The 15,119-nt window shown below is 54.4% G+C and carries 12 protein-coding genes and 2 pseudogenes; 10 read left to right on the top strand and 4 right to left on the bottom strand.

Going from position 1 to position 15,119, the window contains the following annotated elements:
- Positions 1-550 precede the first annotated feature (550 nt).
- From rpmH to ML_RS13820, 9 genes and pseudogenes are all read left to right on the top strand, one after another.
- Positions 551-694, top strand: coding sequence for a 50S ribosomal protein L34 (gene rpmH, locus ML_RS13860; protein ID WP_010909051.1), 144 nt, complete (start codon positions 551-553; stop codon positions 692-694).
- A 21-nt stretch (positions 695-715) separates the two neighbouring features.
- Positions 716-1,078, top strand: coding sequence for a ribonuclease P protein component (gene rnpA, locus ML_RS13855; protein WP_010909050.1), 363 nt, complete (start codon positions 716-718; stop codon positions 1,076-1,078).
- 10 nt (positions 1,079-1,088) lie between these two features.
- A pseudogene (yidD, locus tag ML_RS13850) lies at positions 1,089-1,337 on the top strand (membrane protein insertion efficiency factor YidD); the annotation flags it as partial.
- A gap of 79 nt (positions 1,338-1,416) precedes the next feature.
- The gene (gene yidC, locus ML_RS13845; protein ID WP_010909049.1) at positions 1,417-2,559 is read left to right on the top strand and encodes a membrane protein insertase YidC; all 1,143 of its coding nucleotides are present in this window, start codon (positions 1,417-1,419) and stop codon (positions 2,557-2,559) included.
- A 138-nt stretch (positions 2,560-2,697) separates the two neighbouring features.
- On the top strand, positions 2,698-3,222 hold the full coding sequence (locus ML_RS13840) for a Jag family protein (protein WP_414085576.1): 525 nt from the start codon (positions 2,698-2,700) through the stop codon (positions 3,220-3,222).
- Positions 3,223-3,293: 71 nt separating this feature from the next.
- Positions 3,294-4,040, top strand: coding sequence for a 16S rRNA (guanine(527)-N(7))-methyltransferase RsmG (gene rsmG / locus ML_RS13835; protein ID WP_010909047.1), 747 nt, complete (start codon positions 3,294-3,296; stop codon positions 4,038-4,040).
- Positions 4,037-5,092: a ParA family protein gene (locus ML_RS13830; RefSeq protein ID WP_010909046.1), complete on the top strand. Its 1,056-nt coding sequence runs from the start codon at positions 4,037-4,039 to the stop codon at positions 5,090-5,092. The genes rsmG and ML_RS13830 overlap by 4 nt, the downstream gene beginning before the upstream one ends.
- Positions 5,093-5,094: 2 nt before the next feature.
- A complete protein-coding gene (locus tag ML_RS13825; protein WP_041323610.1) occupies positions 5,095-6,096 on the top strand; it encodes a ParB/RepB/Spo0J family partition protein in 1,002 nt (333 codons plus the stop codon).
- 352 nt (positions 6,097-6,448) lie between these two features.
- On the top strand, positions 6,449-7,228 hold the full coding sequence (locus tag ML_RS13820; protein WP_010909044.1) for a hypothetical protein: 780 nt from the start codon (positions 6,449-6,451) through the stop codon (positions 7,226-7,228).
- Here the strand turns inward: ML_RS13820 and ML_RS13815 are convergent.
- The 3 genes and pseudogenes from ML_RS13815 to trxB form a co-directional block, all read right to left on the bottom strand.
- Positions 7,225-8,445, bottom strand: coding sequence for an N-acetylmuramoyl-L-alanine amidase (locus ML_RS13815; protein WP_010909043.1), 1,221 nt, complete (start codon positions 8,443-8,445; stop codon positions 7,225-7,227). The genes ML_RS13820 and ML_RS13815 overlap by 4 nt on opposite strands.
- Positions 8,446-8,577: 132 nt before the next feature.
- On the bottom strand, positions 8,578-8,931 hold the full coding sequence (gene trxA / locus ML_RS17130; protein ID WP_231846820.1) for a thioredoxin: 354 nt from the start codon (positions 8,929-8,931) through the stop codon (positions 8,578-8,580).
- A 21-nt stretch (positions 8,932-8,952) separates the two neighbouring features.
- Positions 8,953-9,954: pseudogene (gene trxB / locus ML_RS13810) on the bottom strand (thioredoxin-disulfide reductase); the annotation flags it as partial.
- 319 nt (positions 9,955-10,273) lie between these two features.
- On the opposite strand from trxB, the gene ML_RS13805 reads away from it, so the two are divergent.
- Entirely contained in the window at positions 10,274-10,465 is a 192-nt protein-coding gene (locus ML_RS13805; protein WP_041323604.1) for a hypothetical protein, read from the top strand.
- 1,061 nt (positions 10,466-11,526) lie between these two features.
- On the opposite strand, the gene murJ is transcribed toward ML_RS13805, so the two are convergent.
- Positions 11,527-15,090 (bottom strand): murein biosynthesis integral membrane protein MurJ, encoded by a 3,564-nt coding sequence (gene murJ / locus ML_RS13800; RefSeq protein WP_162618299.1) that lies wholly within the window; start codon positions 15,088-15,090, stop codon positions 11,527-11,529.
- Positions 15,091-15,119 lie beyond the last annotated feature (29 nt).

Genomic DNA, 15,119 nt, shown 5'->3' with positions numbered 1-15,119 from the left:
GGTTTACGACGAAGTAACTGTCCACATACTTATACACAGGTGTGGACAGGATGACGAGATGATGTATAGGCAGGCTGTAGTTTATCGCCGTCGGTTCGTGGTCTCCGTGCCGGAGATAACCTGCGCAGGTTGTCTAGATACCTAGTTGATCGGCCATCCCTACTTCGTTGTCGACCGCCGTTCCAATCTGAAAACGGCATTGCCCGAAGCTAACAGTTTTCTGTCTGGCTGCCAACCGTGGTGTTTCATTCAAAACTTGTTCTTGGAAGGCTTGCTCGGGTTGCGGCCGAGATTCTGCGTGCTGGTTTTTCGATAACGAATGGTTTACTAAACGTTTGAACAGGTCCGTTGTGGTAGGGCCAGGTTTGACCCACCGATGGCTCATCAGTACCCTGACAAACAGTCGTCTGAAAGTCGGCGATGTGGCTGCGACCCAGGATTATGTTGCAGAGGGACCGTGTTAAGGCCAACGCGATTGAACGTACTTGTGAAGTGCGAACGGTCGGATGGTATTGCTAGAAACGATGCAGAACATACCGAGGAGAATGTTGTGGCCAAGGGCAAGCGGACTTTTCAGCCGAATAACCGGCGCCGAGCCCGTGTGCATGGCTTTCGGCTTCGGATGCGCACGCGTGCTGGCCGGTCGATCGTGTCCGATCGGCGCCGTAAGGGCCGCCGCACATTGACTGCTTGATTTGAACGATGGGTTTTAGCGGTGCTTTCCGCATGTAACCGCATGAGGCGGTCATCCGAGTTTGATGCGACGGTAAAGTTTGGACTGCGCGCAGTGCAGTCTGATGTTATCATTCACGTTTGGCGTGGGTGTAACAGGGATGAGACGAAGGCTCCCCATGTCGGGCTGATCATAGCTAAAACGGTGGGCTCTGCTGTCGAACGTCATCGAGTGGCACGTCGATTGCGGCATGTTGCTCGGACCATGTTGGGGGAATTGGGCGGAGCTGATCAGGTGGTGATCCGTGCGTTGCCGAGTAGTCGGAATGTGTCGTCAGCATGGTTAGCACAGCAGTTGCGAAATGGTTTGAGATGTGCTCTTGATCTGGCAGAGACGGATTGGTGATTCGGTTGGTATCGGCATTTGTAGGATCCGTGGCACAAGTAGGGCCGCGGTGCGTGAACTGATTTTTCTGATCCAGCTTTACCGGCACATGATATCGCCGCTTCAACCGGCGGTATGTCGTTTTGTTCCAACCTGCAGTCAATACGCCATTGATGCTTTGACCGAGTATGGCTTGATCAAAGGTAGTTGGTTAGTAGCGGTTAGATTAGTTAAGTGTGGGCCGTGGCATCGGGGAGGGTGGGATCCAATACCGGAACGTTGACAGGAACTGCTGAACTGCTGGGCCGGTTTCAATGACGCTAGCGTTGCTTGGAGTTGCCCATCGAAGCTAGGAGAGGGTGAGTCTGTTGCCGTTTGATTTTGTCAGTCTTGACATCGTCTACTATCCGGTGTCGTGGATTATGTGGGTTTGGTACAAGCTGTTTGCTGCTGTGCTGGGTCCATCAAACTTTTTCGCATGGGCGTTATCGGTGATGTTCTTGGTGTTCACCTTGCGAGCGTTGCTTTACAAACCGTTCGTGCGCCAGATCCGTACCACTCGGCAGATGCAGGAGTTGCAGCCACGAATTAGAGCGCTGCAAAGAAAGTACGGTAAAGATCGTCAACGCATGGCGCTCGAGATGCAGAAATTGCAACGCGAGCACGGGTTCAACCCAATTTTAGGATGCTTGCCGATGCTTGCGCAGATACCGGTGTTTTTGGGGCTTTACCATGCTTTACGGTCATTCAATCGTACAACTGGAGGTTTCGGTCAGCCACATATGTCAGTGACCGAGAACCGGATGACAGGAAATTATGTGTTCACCCCAGTTGACGTGGGGCATTTTCTTGATGCCAATCTGTGGGGTGCTCCAATTGGTGCGTACATGACGCAACGTTCCGGATTAGATGCGTTCATTGATTTCAGTCGTCCAGCGGTGATTTTGGTTGGTATTCCAATGATGGTTTTGGCTGGTGTTGCGACTTACTTCAACAGTCGCGCTTCAATAGCACGGCAGAGTGCGGAGGCAGCAGAAAATCCGCAGACTGCGTTGATGAACAAAATTGCGTTGTATGTGTTTCCTTTTGGTGTAGTTGTCGGTGGCCCGTTTCTTCCGTTGGCGATTATTTTGTATTGGTTTTCTAACAATATCTGGACTTTTGGTCAACAACATTATGTGTTCTCTATGATCGAGAAAGAAGACGAGGCTAAGAAGCAGAAAGCTATCGAACGTCGGACGGCTAACGCGCCTGCGCCAGGCTCTAAGCCAAAGTACGTCTCTACGACGGCACCGGTAAGCGTTAATGGTTTTTCGAAAGATACCATGATATCCGACGACGGCGCAAAGTTGGGGTCCCAGGAGGCGGACTCTATTGACTGGGTGACTGAAACGAAAACAGCTACCACTCCGGCGGATAAGCCGGATTGCGTCGGCTATAACAACAATCCAACCTCTCATACTCGGCGTTCTGGACAGCGGACAAAGAGACGTAAGCGCTGACGAGGTGTCAAAATTTTTACTGGGTCGAGTTCGTTGAATGACTTAAGAGGGCATGGACTTGTGGATTGAGAAAGAGAAGCCATGACAGATGTTGAAACTACCGAGTGTGATGTTCACCAGTCAGATACACAAACGTTGATGGAAGATCTCTTGGATGATGAGACGACGGCAGATGCCAACGCTAATAAGTCAAACGATTTTGAGGAACGGTTGGTTGCTGAGGGTGAAATTGCTGGTGATTATCTGGAAGAGTTGTTGGACTTGTTGGACTTTGATGGTGACATTGATCTAGATGTTGAGGGAACTCGGGCAGTAGTCAGCATCGACGGCGGTGATGATTTGAATAAATTAGTTGGGCGTACAGGCGAAGTGCTCGATGCTTTGCAGGAACTTACTCGGCTAGCCGTACACCAGAAAACTGGTGTACGGAGCCGGTTGATGCTTGATATTGCAGGATGGCGACGGCGGCGCCGGGAAGAATTGGTTGCGTTGGGCGACAGGATGGCGTGGCGGGTGCTCGCAACCGGCGAGTGTGAAAAGCTCACTCCGATGACACCGTTTGAACGAAAGATCGTGCATGATGCTATTGCGGCAGTACCTGGAGTGCACAGTGAAAGTGAAGGTATGGGAACAGCACGGCGGGTCATTATTTTACGTGATTAGCGGCGATTGTAGATATGGTGGAGTTGAGTGTAGCGGACGGTCACAACTGGCAGACTTTGAACGTTTAGAGGGTGTTTCACGTGAAACATGTCGGTTCTTACGAGGAGTTGGCATCCTTTACGTCAGTTAAAGGCAATCTTGGATTTGATACTGTGTTTGAAGCTGTATTCATGATTTTTGGACCACGTCTTAATATTGCTCAGCGGTATGTCGATCTACTCGCAAATACAGGAATTGAACGTGGATTGCTTGGTCCTCATGAGGCTAACCGGCTTTGGGATCGGCATCTATTGAACAGTGCAGTGGTAGCCGAACTTCTTGATCCTGGTGATCGGGTAGTGGATATTGGAAGTGGTGCGGGGTTGCCGGGGTTGCCGTTGGCTATTGCCCGGCCGGATCTTCAGGTTGTGTTGCTTGAGCCACTGTTACGTCGAGTTACTTTTCTTCGAGAAGTAGTGGCTGAGCTTGGACTTGATGTTGAAGTGGTTCGTGGCCGAGCTGAGGAGTTGTGGGTGCGTGATCGGATCGGTGAAAGAGATGTGGCTGTATCACGAGCGGTAGCGGCCTTGGACAAGTTGACAAAGTGGAGCATACCGTTGTTACGACCAGGTGGTCAAATACTTGCAATCAAAGGGGAACATGTTTTTGACGAAATCCATCAACATCGGCGTGTAATGGCCTCATTGGGCGCCGTTGATGTCATGGTGGTGGTATGTGGTGCGAATTATTTGTGTCGTCCCGTAACAGTAGTCCTAACGCGATGCGGACAGCAGATGCGGCACAAACCAGCGCGTGTGGGGGACAGGAAAACACAATGAGTTCTCTTCAGGGTTGGGTTGACACCCCAGCTTTGTGGTCGGCCAGTCTTACTGATCAGTCAGCTTTGTTATCGAGTGAAATACAAAAAACACCACCAGAGCCAATGTTTAGGCAAGAAGCCTATTACGACGCAGAATGTGTTGTTGAAATGAATGTTTCACATGAAACAACAAATGAACTCGACACTCCAATCGGGGCTGCAGCAGAACGGGCTATGCGGGTTCTTCACACCACATATGACCCATTGTGTCGTCCATGCCATCGGCGGTTGTTCACTATTGCGAACCAGAAGGGTGGTGTGGGCAAGACTACTACTGCTGTTAATCTTGCGGCAGCATTGGCACTTCAAGGACTTAAGGCGCTTGTTATTGATCTTGATCCCCAAGGTAATGCTAGTACGGCGCTCGGTATCAGTAACCGGCAATCACGCGTGTTTTCATCGTATGATGTGCTCATTGGTGAAGTTTCGTTGCAGACTGCTTTGCGATGCAGCCCATATAACGAGCGTTTGTTTTGTCTTCCGGCCGCAATAGATCTGGCGGGTGCTGAGATCGAATTAGTTAGTATGGTGGCGCGAGAAAACCGATTACGTACCGCTTTAACTGAGCTTAACGACTTGGATTTTGATTATGTCTTTATTGACTGCCCGCCGTCATTGGGATTACTGACAATAAATGCACTTGTCGCGGCACCAGAGGTGATAATTCCGATTCAGTGTGAATACTATGCGCTTGAGGGTGTATCACAGTTGATGTGCAACATTGAGATGGTTAAGGCCCACCTCAATCCTCAGCTTGAGGTAACCACTGTAATTCTTACGATGTATGACGGTCGGACAAAGCTCGCCGACCAGGTGGCTGAAGAGGTTCGCCGGTACTTTGGAACGAAAGTGTTGCAAACAGTGATTCCACGCAGTGTCAAAGTCTCGGAGGCTCCTGGTTATAGCATGACTATCATAGATTATGATCCTGGTTCGCGTGGGGCAATGAGTTACCTTGATGCAAGCCGAGAGCTCGCCGAGCGTGATCAACCACCATCGATGAAGGGATGAGTATGACTCAGTCGTTATGTAAGAAGGGTGGCCTCGGACGAGGCTTGGCTTCATTGATTCCCACTGGCCCTGTGGATGCTGACTCTGGACCTGCGACGTATGGTCCTCAGATGGGAAACACGGCCGCTGACGTATTAATTGGAGGGTCTGCGCAGAAGGACAATGCGATGGGTGCAGTGTATCGAGAGATCGCACTGTCTGATATCACGGAGAATCCTTGCCAGCCGCGACAGGTATTCGACGACGAAGCGATGTCCGAATTGGTGCACTCTATTCGCGAATTTGGCCTGCTACAGCCGATCGTGGTGCGGCCAGCGAGTGGATCGTGCGGCGACACAAGATACCAAATTGTGATGGGAGAGCGTCGTTGGCGGGCGGCTCAACAGGCAGGCCTGAGTTTTATTCCAGCTATCGTGCGCGCGACAGGTGACGATAGTATGTTGCGCGATGCTCTGCTAGAGAACATCCATCGGGTGCAGCTAAACCCTTTAGAGGAGGCTGCGGCTTATCAGCAACTCCTTGACGAGTTTGAGGTAACCCATGACGAACTGGCATCCCGGATCGGCCGTTCACGGCCACTGATCACTAATATGATCCGGTTACTCAAGTTGCCGATTCCGGTTCAGCGTCGAGTGGCGGCAGGTGTCTTGTCCGCTGGCCACGCTCGTGCGCTGCTCTCCTTGGAGGCCAATCCTGAGGTTCAGGAAGAACTAGCCAGCCGGATTATCGCTGAAGGTCTATCGGTGCGAGCCACCGAGGAAGCGGTTAAGTTGGCCAATCACGAGGTCAATAGGGTCAATAGAGAAGTGATCACGCCAGTACCGCAGCGGCGTAAACCGATTTGCATGCCTGGCCTGCAAGACGTTGCTGAACGACTGTCGAATGCTTTCGATACCCGAGTTATGGTCAGTCTTGGTAAACGTAAAGGGAAGATTGTGGTGGAGTTCAGCTCAGTTGATGATCTACAGCGCATTGTTGACGTGATGACTACCTACAAAACGTGAATCAAGAAGAGAGATGTTCTGTAATTACATCATTGTGATACTGTAGCGGCTTTCGGATGTGCACAATATTGCTTTAGATACCGTAATCTCACGTAAAACTGGTTTGCGGTAAGCTATTTCGAGAATCGACTGTTAACTCGATGGTGCGGAAATTGTTCTGGCGGATTAACTCAACTGGCGACGTCAACACTGGCCGGATGTTGACAAACCCTCTTATCCTGTAGAGGTTGCTCGTGCATATCAGTCACGGAAAGCCGGGTTGTTGGTGCTTAATGGTGACGCGGGCCCGTTGGGTTCGTTTGTGGACGAACAGGGCTAGTAGCGGTAGTGGCGCACGGAGGCCAGAAAACTAGTGTCTGCTCAAATCACACCGCTACGTCTCGAAGCTTTCGAGCAGCTCCCTAAGCATGCACGCCGGTGCGTCTTTTGGGAGGTCGACCCGGCGACCCTTGGCAACCAGGACCACCTCGTTGATCTTGAATTCGAAAAGGAAGCTTGGTTGTCGATGGTAATGTTGGAATGGGGTTCGTGTGGTCAGGTCGCAACGGCGATTATGGACGAGTGCCGCCAATCTGATGCATTCAAACACTTAGAGCCGCCGTGCTTGGGGTATATGCTTTATGCCCCACCACGGGTAGTGCCCCGAGCATATCGGTTTCCCACTGCGCCAGTGTCCGCTGATGCCGTCCTACTGACTTCGATGGGCGTCGAGCCAGGGCAAGTCGCGGCTGGTCTTCCACAGAGTCTCATCAGCCAGGTAATTGACGAACTGGTTCGGCGTGGAGTCCGGGCGTTAGAGGCTTTTGGCCGCACCGAAGTGGCCACCGAGTTGCAGGATCCCCGGACAGTGGCCCCCGATGTTCGGCCGGTATTGGAGGCTCTCGGTGACTGTTCGGTCGACCACTGCATCATTGCCGCGGACTTCTTGAAGGCCGTCGGTTTCGTCGTCGTTGCACCGCACCAATATTTCCCTCGGCTACGCCTTGAGTTGGACAAGGGCTTTGGCTGGAAAGCTGAAGTCGAGGCCGCCTTAGAGCGTCTGCTGGCGGACGCTCAGTTACAACAGCCAGTCGGGGCCGGAGCTGTAGTTAAGCAACATTCTGAAAGCCGCAATATATGGCTTATACGTTAAGAACCACCGAGTCTGCTTGCCCGTTCCACCGATAGTTCGTGGGCAAGAAGCTCAGCAAAGGTGAATGTGCCGGTGGGCTGATCATTCTTGCCTAGTAAATAAAGTCGTTTGACCGCGGCAAGGATACCTTCAGCGATGGCATCGCGGTTCTGTGTTCCAATCAGTACGCCGCGATCTCGTGGATTGGTGATGTAGCCGATGTCGATCTGAACAGTCGGCATTCGCGTCAATCGCAGCAAATCCCATGTCCGACCGTGTGTACGACAATCCCGTAACCCGGTGCGGGCCACTATTTCTCGCTGAATGAAATCGGCAAGATTGCGGCCTATGGTGGAGACGGATCCGTGTGAGTTGCCGAAATGGAAGGAAGCCACACCGTTAGCAGCAGGACTAGTCTGCGTTTCGCAACGCAAGCTGATCATTAATTCTGCGCCGACGTTATTGGCAATGGCAGCGCGTTCGGAGTCCGACGGGCTACCGTTAGTTGTCCTAGAGAGGAAAGTTTCTATACCAATAGCGGCCATCCGCCCCTCAAGTCGACTTGCCAAGTCCCACAGCACATCTGCTTCACTGATGGGTCCAGTCGGTCCTTGAGTGATCAGACCACGGTCAGCACCGCCACGACCCGGATCAATGATGATTCGCTTGCCTGACAGTTTAGGCCCGGATCGACGAACAAGTTCTTCTTCACGAATGGCATGTGGTGAACCACCGGTTACCCGTGAACTCAAAAAATACAGGGAACGCAACGTTTCTGGGCCGCAAATGCCGTCGGCAGTAAGTCCGTATTCACGCTGATAGGATATTAACGCGTTGTGGGTCTGTAATCCGAAGTGTCCATCGACCATGCCGGTGTAGAAGCCAAGGTCCTGTAGCCGGGCTTGCAATGTGGCAACGTCATCACCGGATAGCGGTGCTCCGAATCGATGATACAGTGTGCGAGCGCCGAGTCGGTAGGAAGCTTCTTTCAACGCTCGGTGAGTGGCTTCACCGACAACGCCGTCTACCAGCAACCCGCGATGCTGCTGGAAGGCGCGCACTGCGTGCTCCAGTTGCGGGTCGAACAGATCGAGCGCTATATACTTGCTAGTCGTCAGGTCGTCGCCGGGACTGTGCAAGAGTCCCAGCGCAGCTAGCGCAGATCGGATTTCGGTAACAGCGGCGTTGCGGTCACCACAGCGCAGCGTGTCGCCGTCTTCGCAGCGCGGACTCGACATACCAAGGGCCCTCCGAGGCAAACTGACACGCTGACAGATGCACAGCAGTTAATCGGTATTGTCGCAGATCCTTGTCGGTTTCAGGAAAACCCCAGGCTAGCAACGGCTGTTTTGCCATGAACTACATTAAGTCTAATTGAGGTTAGGTACCACGTCGGAAAGGTCACGTAGTAACGCTGCTTTGCCCTTAGCGCCAACGATGCGTTTTACTGGTTGGCCACCCTGGAACAGAATCATTGTGGGTATCGACACGACCTGGAACTCGCGTGCCATTTCCGGGTTGGTGTCTACATCTAACTTGGCGACAGTGAGCTGGTTTCGTTGTTCGGACGCGATCTCTTCGAGTACCGGCGCTACCATCTTGCAGGGTCCACACCATGTTGCCCAAAAATCAACTAACACAGGCTTATTACTGGATAAGACGTCTGCGAAAAAGGAAGCATCGGTCACTTCTATTGTGACCCCGGCGTTCTTGGCGTCAGTCATCGCAGTGCTCCAATCGGTTGTGTCGGTACTGTCAACGTCTCCAGTTTCCTCTGTTGTTTCGTTAGCTTTTGACCCGGCATGCTCCGCCAACCAACGTTCGGCGTCGATGGCGGCGGCACAGCCACTACCTGCGGCAGTGATCGCCTGCCGGTAGGTGCGATCTACCAGGTCGCCGGCCGCAAAAACGCCGTCCATCGATGTACTCGTCGTACGTCCTTTCACCAGGACGTAGCCATCCGGGTCTATGTCGACGACATCGCTCACCAGGCTGGAACGTGGTTCATGGCCAATTGCAACAAAAACCCCGGTCACTACTAGCGTGGTTTCCTCTCCCGTTGTGGTGTTACGCAACCGCAATCCGGTCACTGTTGTATACCCGTTCACCGCGACCACGGTGTGGTTGGTGATGAATTTGATCTTGTCATTGTTACGGGCGCGACCGAGCATGATCTTAGAAGCTCGGAATTCGTCGCGGCGGTGCACGAGCGTGACGCTGCGGGCGAACCGGGTCAAAAAGAGGGCTTCCTCCATCGCTGAGTCTCCACCGCCAATGACGGCAATGTCTTGGCCGCGGAAAAAGGACCCGTCGCAGGTCGCGCATGCACTCACGCCACGTCCTAGCAATTCTTGCTCGCCGGGGATCTGTAGATAACGCACGGAGGTACCCATGGCGAGGATGACGGCTCGGGCCTGATAAGTCTGTCCTTCAGCGGTGACGACCGATTTGATCGGGCCACGCAATGATACCGACTCGACGTCTTCGGTCCGCAGTTCCGCGCCGAATCGCAGTGCCTGTTCACGCATATCGTCCATCAACTCCGGGCCGGTTATGCCGTTGCGAAAACCTGGGTAGTTTTCCACCTCGGTGGTGGTCATCAGCGCGCCGCCGAATGAGGTACCCTCAAATACCAGCGGTGTTAGCTGTGCACGAGCGGCGTACAGGGCAGCAGTGTAGCCTGCTGGACCGGAGCCAATAACGATCACTTCGTGTATCGTCTCATGCGCAGAAGGAGTGGTGTTCATGCGAGCCTTTCAGGTACATCAAGCTAATCCGGCAATATGGTTACGAACACCAGCGTAGGCATTGCTGTTATCCTGCGCGTCCCAACAACATGCGCACCTGCTAGGGCTCGGGATTCCGGTGGTGGACAGCAGTCTGGTATCGACCGCGCTGCAATATGGTGTCTATAGCAAAAACGGTGAGTTTGTCGCGTATGTCGTTGGGAAGCACTAGCAAGACGGCTGAGTTGGGTATTGACGTCAAATCAGCTGAACGCCCAGCACCGATGGTGGGCGTCTCGAATAGCCGAGGTTACTGAAACATGGCACATAGCGTCGTCGAGTGAGCCAAACTCTGGGTTCGGTAGTACACTGGAGCAAGTCGACGATCCATGCTTTCGATGGCGATATCACCGCGGGGAGTGTCGATGCCGTGCTATACGGTGGTCGATTTGCTGTTGGTGTGTCGATCATGGCTACCGTGCTCAAACTGGTGGCGGTCGCGATCACTTTTGTTGGGATTGACCGGCGGTAGCGCCGAGTCAGTAGCTATGTCGATTGCGTGGCCGGCGTGCACTGGCTGATATCCGGGTCTCGGGTTTATCGGCGGTTAAAACCGAGGGTCGAATTTTACCGCGGCGAGATTGCTGAACACTCGGTTTAGCGCCCGGGGGTGCCTGATGTCTTTTGGTTTGCCCGGACCAAGCCACGTACACGAGCTGCGGCATCGTCATTAAACAGATTGGCTTGCAGGTCAGTAAGGAGCTCCGTCGTTAGGAGCGTATTATGCGGATCGTGGCCCGTCGCACAGGGATCACCATATTTTTGTCGGATTCACTTGTCCATCTCAGTGTCTGTAATAATATATTTTTATGGTCTTACACATTATCCGATCGTCAAGCAGCGAACTTTGACCGGGATGTTTTAGCTTTAAGCTAGCCGTGATCAACGGCCCAGTCAGCCTTGATACAGGCACTGGTTCGAAATGACCGAACAGCTTGACGTGGTGGACGCAGCACCTCTTTACTGTGTTCTTATCAACATTCGGCATCCGAGCAGTGTCCACGATCGACATGATCGAAGTAAATCGTCGTGTAGACGGCGACTAGCGTGGTGCGTTGCTTGACAGGAAGCTGTAACCTGCTGCACCATAAGTATTGTTTCTGCCTGTGCGATGTCGATCAGCCACCTGATCGACATTCTCTATAGTGGGTTGGTTGGGTGGGCTAAGGGTGTGCTGCAGCCGGTTCAGGTAGGCGTTTACCACAATTACCAAAATGTGGTGCGGCCAATTGTGAGCTGTGGCGTCGTACAGAAAAAGCCGATGGAGCGATGTGTTGAAATATTACGTTCCGTGGCGCATCTTCGGCATTTTTACGGATGTGGTTGATGAGTTGTGTGAACTGGCATCACAATAATTGATGACGCTTGAACAGCTCGCCGGAGGTGTAGCGCAGTTTCCGGTAACGTGGACGGTTAGCGATTTGACTTCTCCGCGTTTTCACTTGTATTTTTTCGTGAATCTCACAGCGGAGTAGTAGCTAATCAATCATGGCACGTTACTTCATCTAGCTAGGTAGGTACCAAAAGGTCTTGTTAGGACGGAGTATGAATTGTGATTTCTGAGATCACAGCAAGACTTTTGCCGCCAGTGCTTCCCAACGTCGAAATCCATACTAGCAGATTCGACATTGGTGAGCCGGAGTTGACCTCGATGACATTATGGCCGGGTTTGAGCGCAGTGGCCGGAATTAGCACAGTAGTGTCTGCCAACTTTGCCGGTGTGGGTGTGGAAGCTGAGCGAATTTCTACCTTGGTGCCGATGCTGGCAACGTCGATGGTGACCGCGCTGACCACCGTAGGCTTGGGCAAGTGTAACATCAATCCGACTCCGTTTTTGAAACCGGGGAATGGGACCGCATCGTTGTAGATGTCGGTTTGCCACGAGGTAGCCGGGTTGCCGTCGATCGCCAGCCCGGCGTCATCAGGATTGTCTGCTTCGCCATCGGGGGAAAAGACCGTCGCCTTCGTGGGCTTGACAATGCTGCCCTCAGGCACCGAACTGGTAGGTGACGACGACGTCGATGATGTAGGCGTGTTCAACCCGAGTTTGTCGTTGTTGAGTCCACTGCCGAGGTGGCCGAAGACTTTGTTGATCACTGATGCCATCACCAACAAGGCCACCACCAAGATGACGACTGCCGCGCCGATACCGATCAGCAGGTTGCGGCGTCGCTGGGCGAAGACCACAGGATCCCGTGCGGTTGTGGGGCAGAAAGCTGTTGGTGTCGGGGATCTGTCGTCGATCGGACTGAGCACCTCGGTGCGGTCGGCCACTGCTGTTGCCTGCTGCAGTAGGTTCAAAAGTGTTGATGCTCTGAGTATCCCGCCATCTTCTTGAACTGCGCGGACAGTGACTGCGGAAATCTGGGTGGGGATGTTCTGATCGATTACGGCGGGTTCAACGGGTTGGCCGGTGGTATCTTGCTGGGCCGGCGCCAGGCCGCTATGCATCCCAGCCTCCGGTAGTGGCCACCGGTTGACCAACAAGGCATACAGTGTGGCTCCGATTCCGCGGATGTCGGTGTGGTGGTTGGCGTCGGGCATGGTCGCGGGGTAAGCCAGCACGACGTCACCCTCGGTGCTGACGCGTACCCGGCTGGGATGGTCGATCGACAGGGCAACACCAGCGCGGTGTGCTGCGTCAGCCGCGGCGGCCAACGATTGCATCGCTCGGATGGCGCCGACAGGCGACGGCGAGGTGTCGGCGACCTCATGTAACGAACCACCGCGGATCCACTCTGAAACCACTAAGCCGCCAGAACCGGTGTGGATTACGTCGAGCACTTGAGCGACACCAGGCATGTCGATCCGGCTGAGCCGCAAAGTCCGGGACAGGGTTTCTTGCAGGCTATCGTCGGGCAGGGCCCCATCCGGATTAACGAAAGTCAGCGCCACTTGCCGGTCCAACGCAGTGTCTAGTGCCTGCCAAAACTGTAGAGAAGGCGCACCGCCGTGGAAAGCTAACAGTCGATAGCGGCCACCGGCGATGCAGGCGCCGGGTACCAAGTGAACATCGCCGGTTGGTGATGATTGCTCCCCGCCCCGTTCGCGGGATACCTCGAATCGAATCGGTCTGCGAGCGGGATAGGCTGGGAAATCGACTTTCTGCTGTTCAGGAGGATGTAACGACGCGACATGTTCAAGTTCGAGGTTGGCTGAAATATAGGGTTGGGAGTTGCCGGCAACCGGCCTTGGCAGTTCAGAGGGTAGCCCGGTGTCTGACGCAGAACGTGATGAGGCGCTCTCCACTGGGCGGTCGCTCACCTCCGGTCCTTTCGCTATCTGGGCTTTGGCTATCCTTTCCGGAGGCCTGCTCCGGATTGACTCCTGGATCGCATTTACCCTCGGTGGTGACGAATTGTTTTGCCCAGGGTACGTGACTGTGATGGGCCGGGATGATTGATCTGGCACAGTCGCTTTCTGCAGTTTCGCTATCCAGTTTCGACTCATGATCTGGCCTCTGACAGCGCCCAGTGCCGCGTGCACTTCAGGGACGTGTCCGCGAAGCATTACCACGGCCATGGTCGGCAACATGATGCTCGTCAGCACCGTCAATCGGAGCAACGAGCCCGCGCCACCGCCGTGCATGGTCAACTCGTTTAGCCGTAGTAGCCGATCGGCTATATGGGCAGCCAGACCGGCCAACAACGACGCGGCTATCGTCACAAGGACGGTCCGTATTTCCTGGACACCGAATAAGTGCCCACCGGTGGGCAGGAGTGCGCGCCGCAGCAGGTAGTAGCCGACGATCGCGCCGGCCGCAAATCCGAGGCCGTTTGCCATCCCGAGGTAACCGGCGACCAGCTCGGGGTTACTGATGACGTAGGGTGCTAGCACTGAGACGATGATTCTGACGGCCGTGATGACGACAATGATCACGATCGGTGTCCAGGGCTGTTCCCGGGCGTAGAACACGCGCAGCTGCAATAGCACGAGCCCGTATGGGATCAAGGTGAACGCGGACAACACGATTGCGGTACCCAGATATCCGGCGTCGACCTCGCCGAAATGGCCGTATGCGAACAGTACACTCCCCATTGCTGACCCACCGGCAGTCATGAATGCCACCGTCGGGATAAGTGTGATCAACGTCAGTCGGGTGGCTAGCGATAGGTCGGCGAGCATGGCCGGAGTGTCGTTAGCGGCGGCGTTGCGGCTTAGTCGCGGCATCACGACGGTCAACACTGTAACCCCAATTATGCCGAACGGCAGCATCAAGACCAGCCAGGTATAGTTATAGATCGCGGGGCCGGAAGCCGCTGTCGTGCTGGCGATCTGGTTGGTGACTACCAGGCCGAGTTGACTGATCAGCACGTAAAGCACCATCGCGGTAGCCATCGCGCCGAAACGTTTGAGTCGCTGATCGAGTCCCCACAGCGGATGCAAGCTGATGTGCTCACGGCCAAGCGCCACCAGTAGCACCGCTGTCTGTGCGAACGCCCCTGCGGTGGTTCCGATCCCGAGTACCAGTAGCTTGGCGTTACCCATTCGGACAGGATCGACCGAAAGTTCGCCGGGGGTCACCAGATATCCTACCAGGGCTGCGATCGCGACGATGTTGTTGATGACGGGAGCCCATGCCGGCGGCCCGAATACATTGCGGGTGTTCAGGATTGCCATGAACACCGATGACAAGCCATAGGCGAGTACCTGCGGCAACAGCAAGTAGGCGAAAGCGGTAGTCAGGGGCTCATTGACCTGTGGGTTCCTGCCGAGCATCAACCGCACCAGCAGGGGCGCGGCCAGGACCGACAGTGTTGTGGAGAGCAGTAGCAGTGTGGTCGTCAAGGTGATTAGCTGTCGTACGAACGCCGTGCCGCCGTCTGGGTCGCTCCGTTCGGCGCGGACCAGCACAGGAACGAAGATTGCGGTGAATGTCGCCTCTAGCACCAGCGCGGCGACCAGATTCGGCAACTGATTGGCCACCGAGAAGGCGCTAGATAGCGCAGCGCCTAGGATAGCGGCCAGCAGAACGACCCGGGCGAAGCCGGTGATCCGGCTGATCAGTGTGGCGAATGCCATCGCCCACGACCGCGAAACCAGAGCGGCGTCAGAAAGTTCGGGTTGTTGTGCGGACAGCTCCCGACACGGACGCATCGCATGGGTGACTTGCTGCGCCGATTGTG

Source organism: Mycobacterium leprae TN (genome assembly GCF_000195855.1).
In the GTDB taxonomy this organism is placed as follows: Bacteria; Actinomycetota; Actinomycetes; order Mycobacteriales; family Mycobacteriaceae; genus Mycobacterium; species Mycobacterium leprae.
Note: the sequence above shows the minus strand (reverse complement) of the source record. Positions and strands in the feature narration are given on the sequence as shown.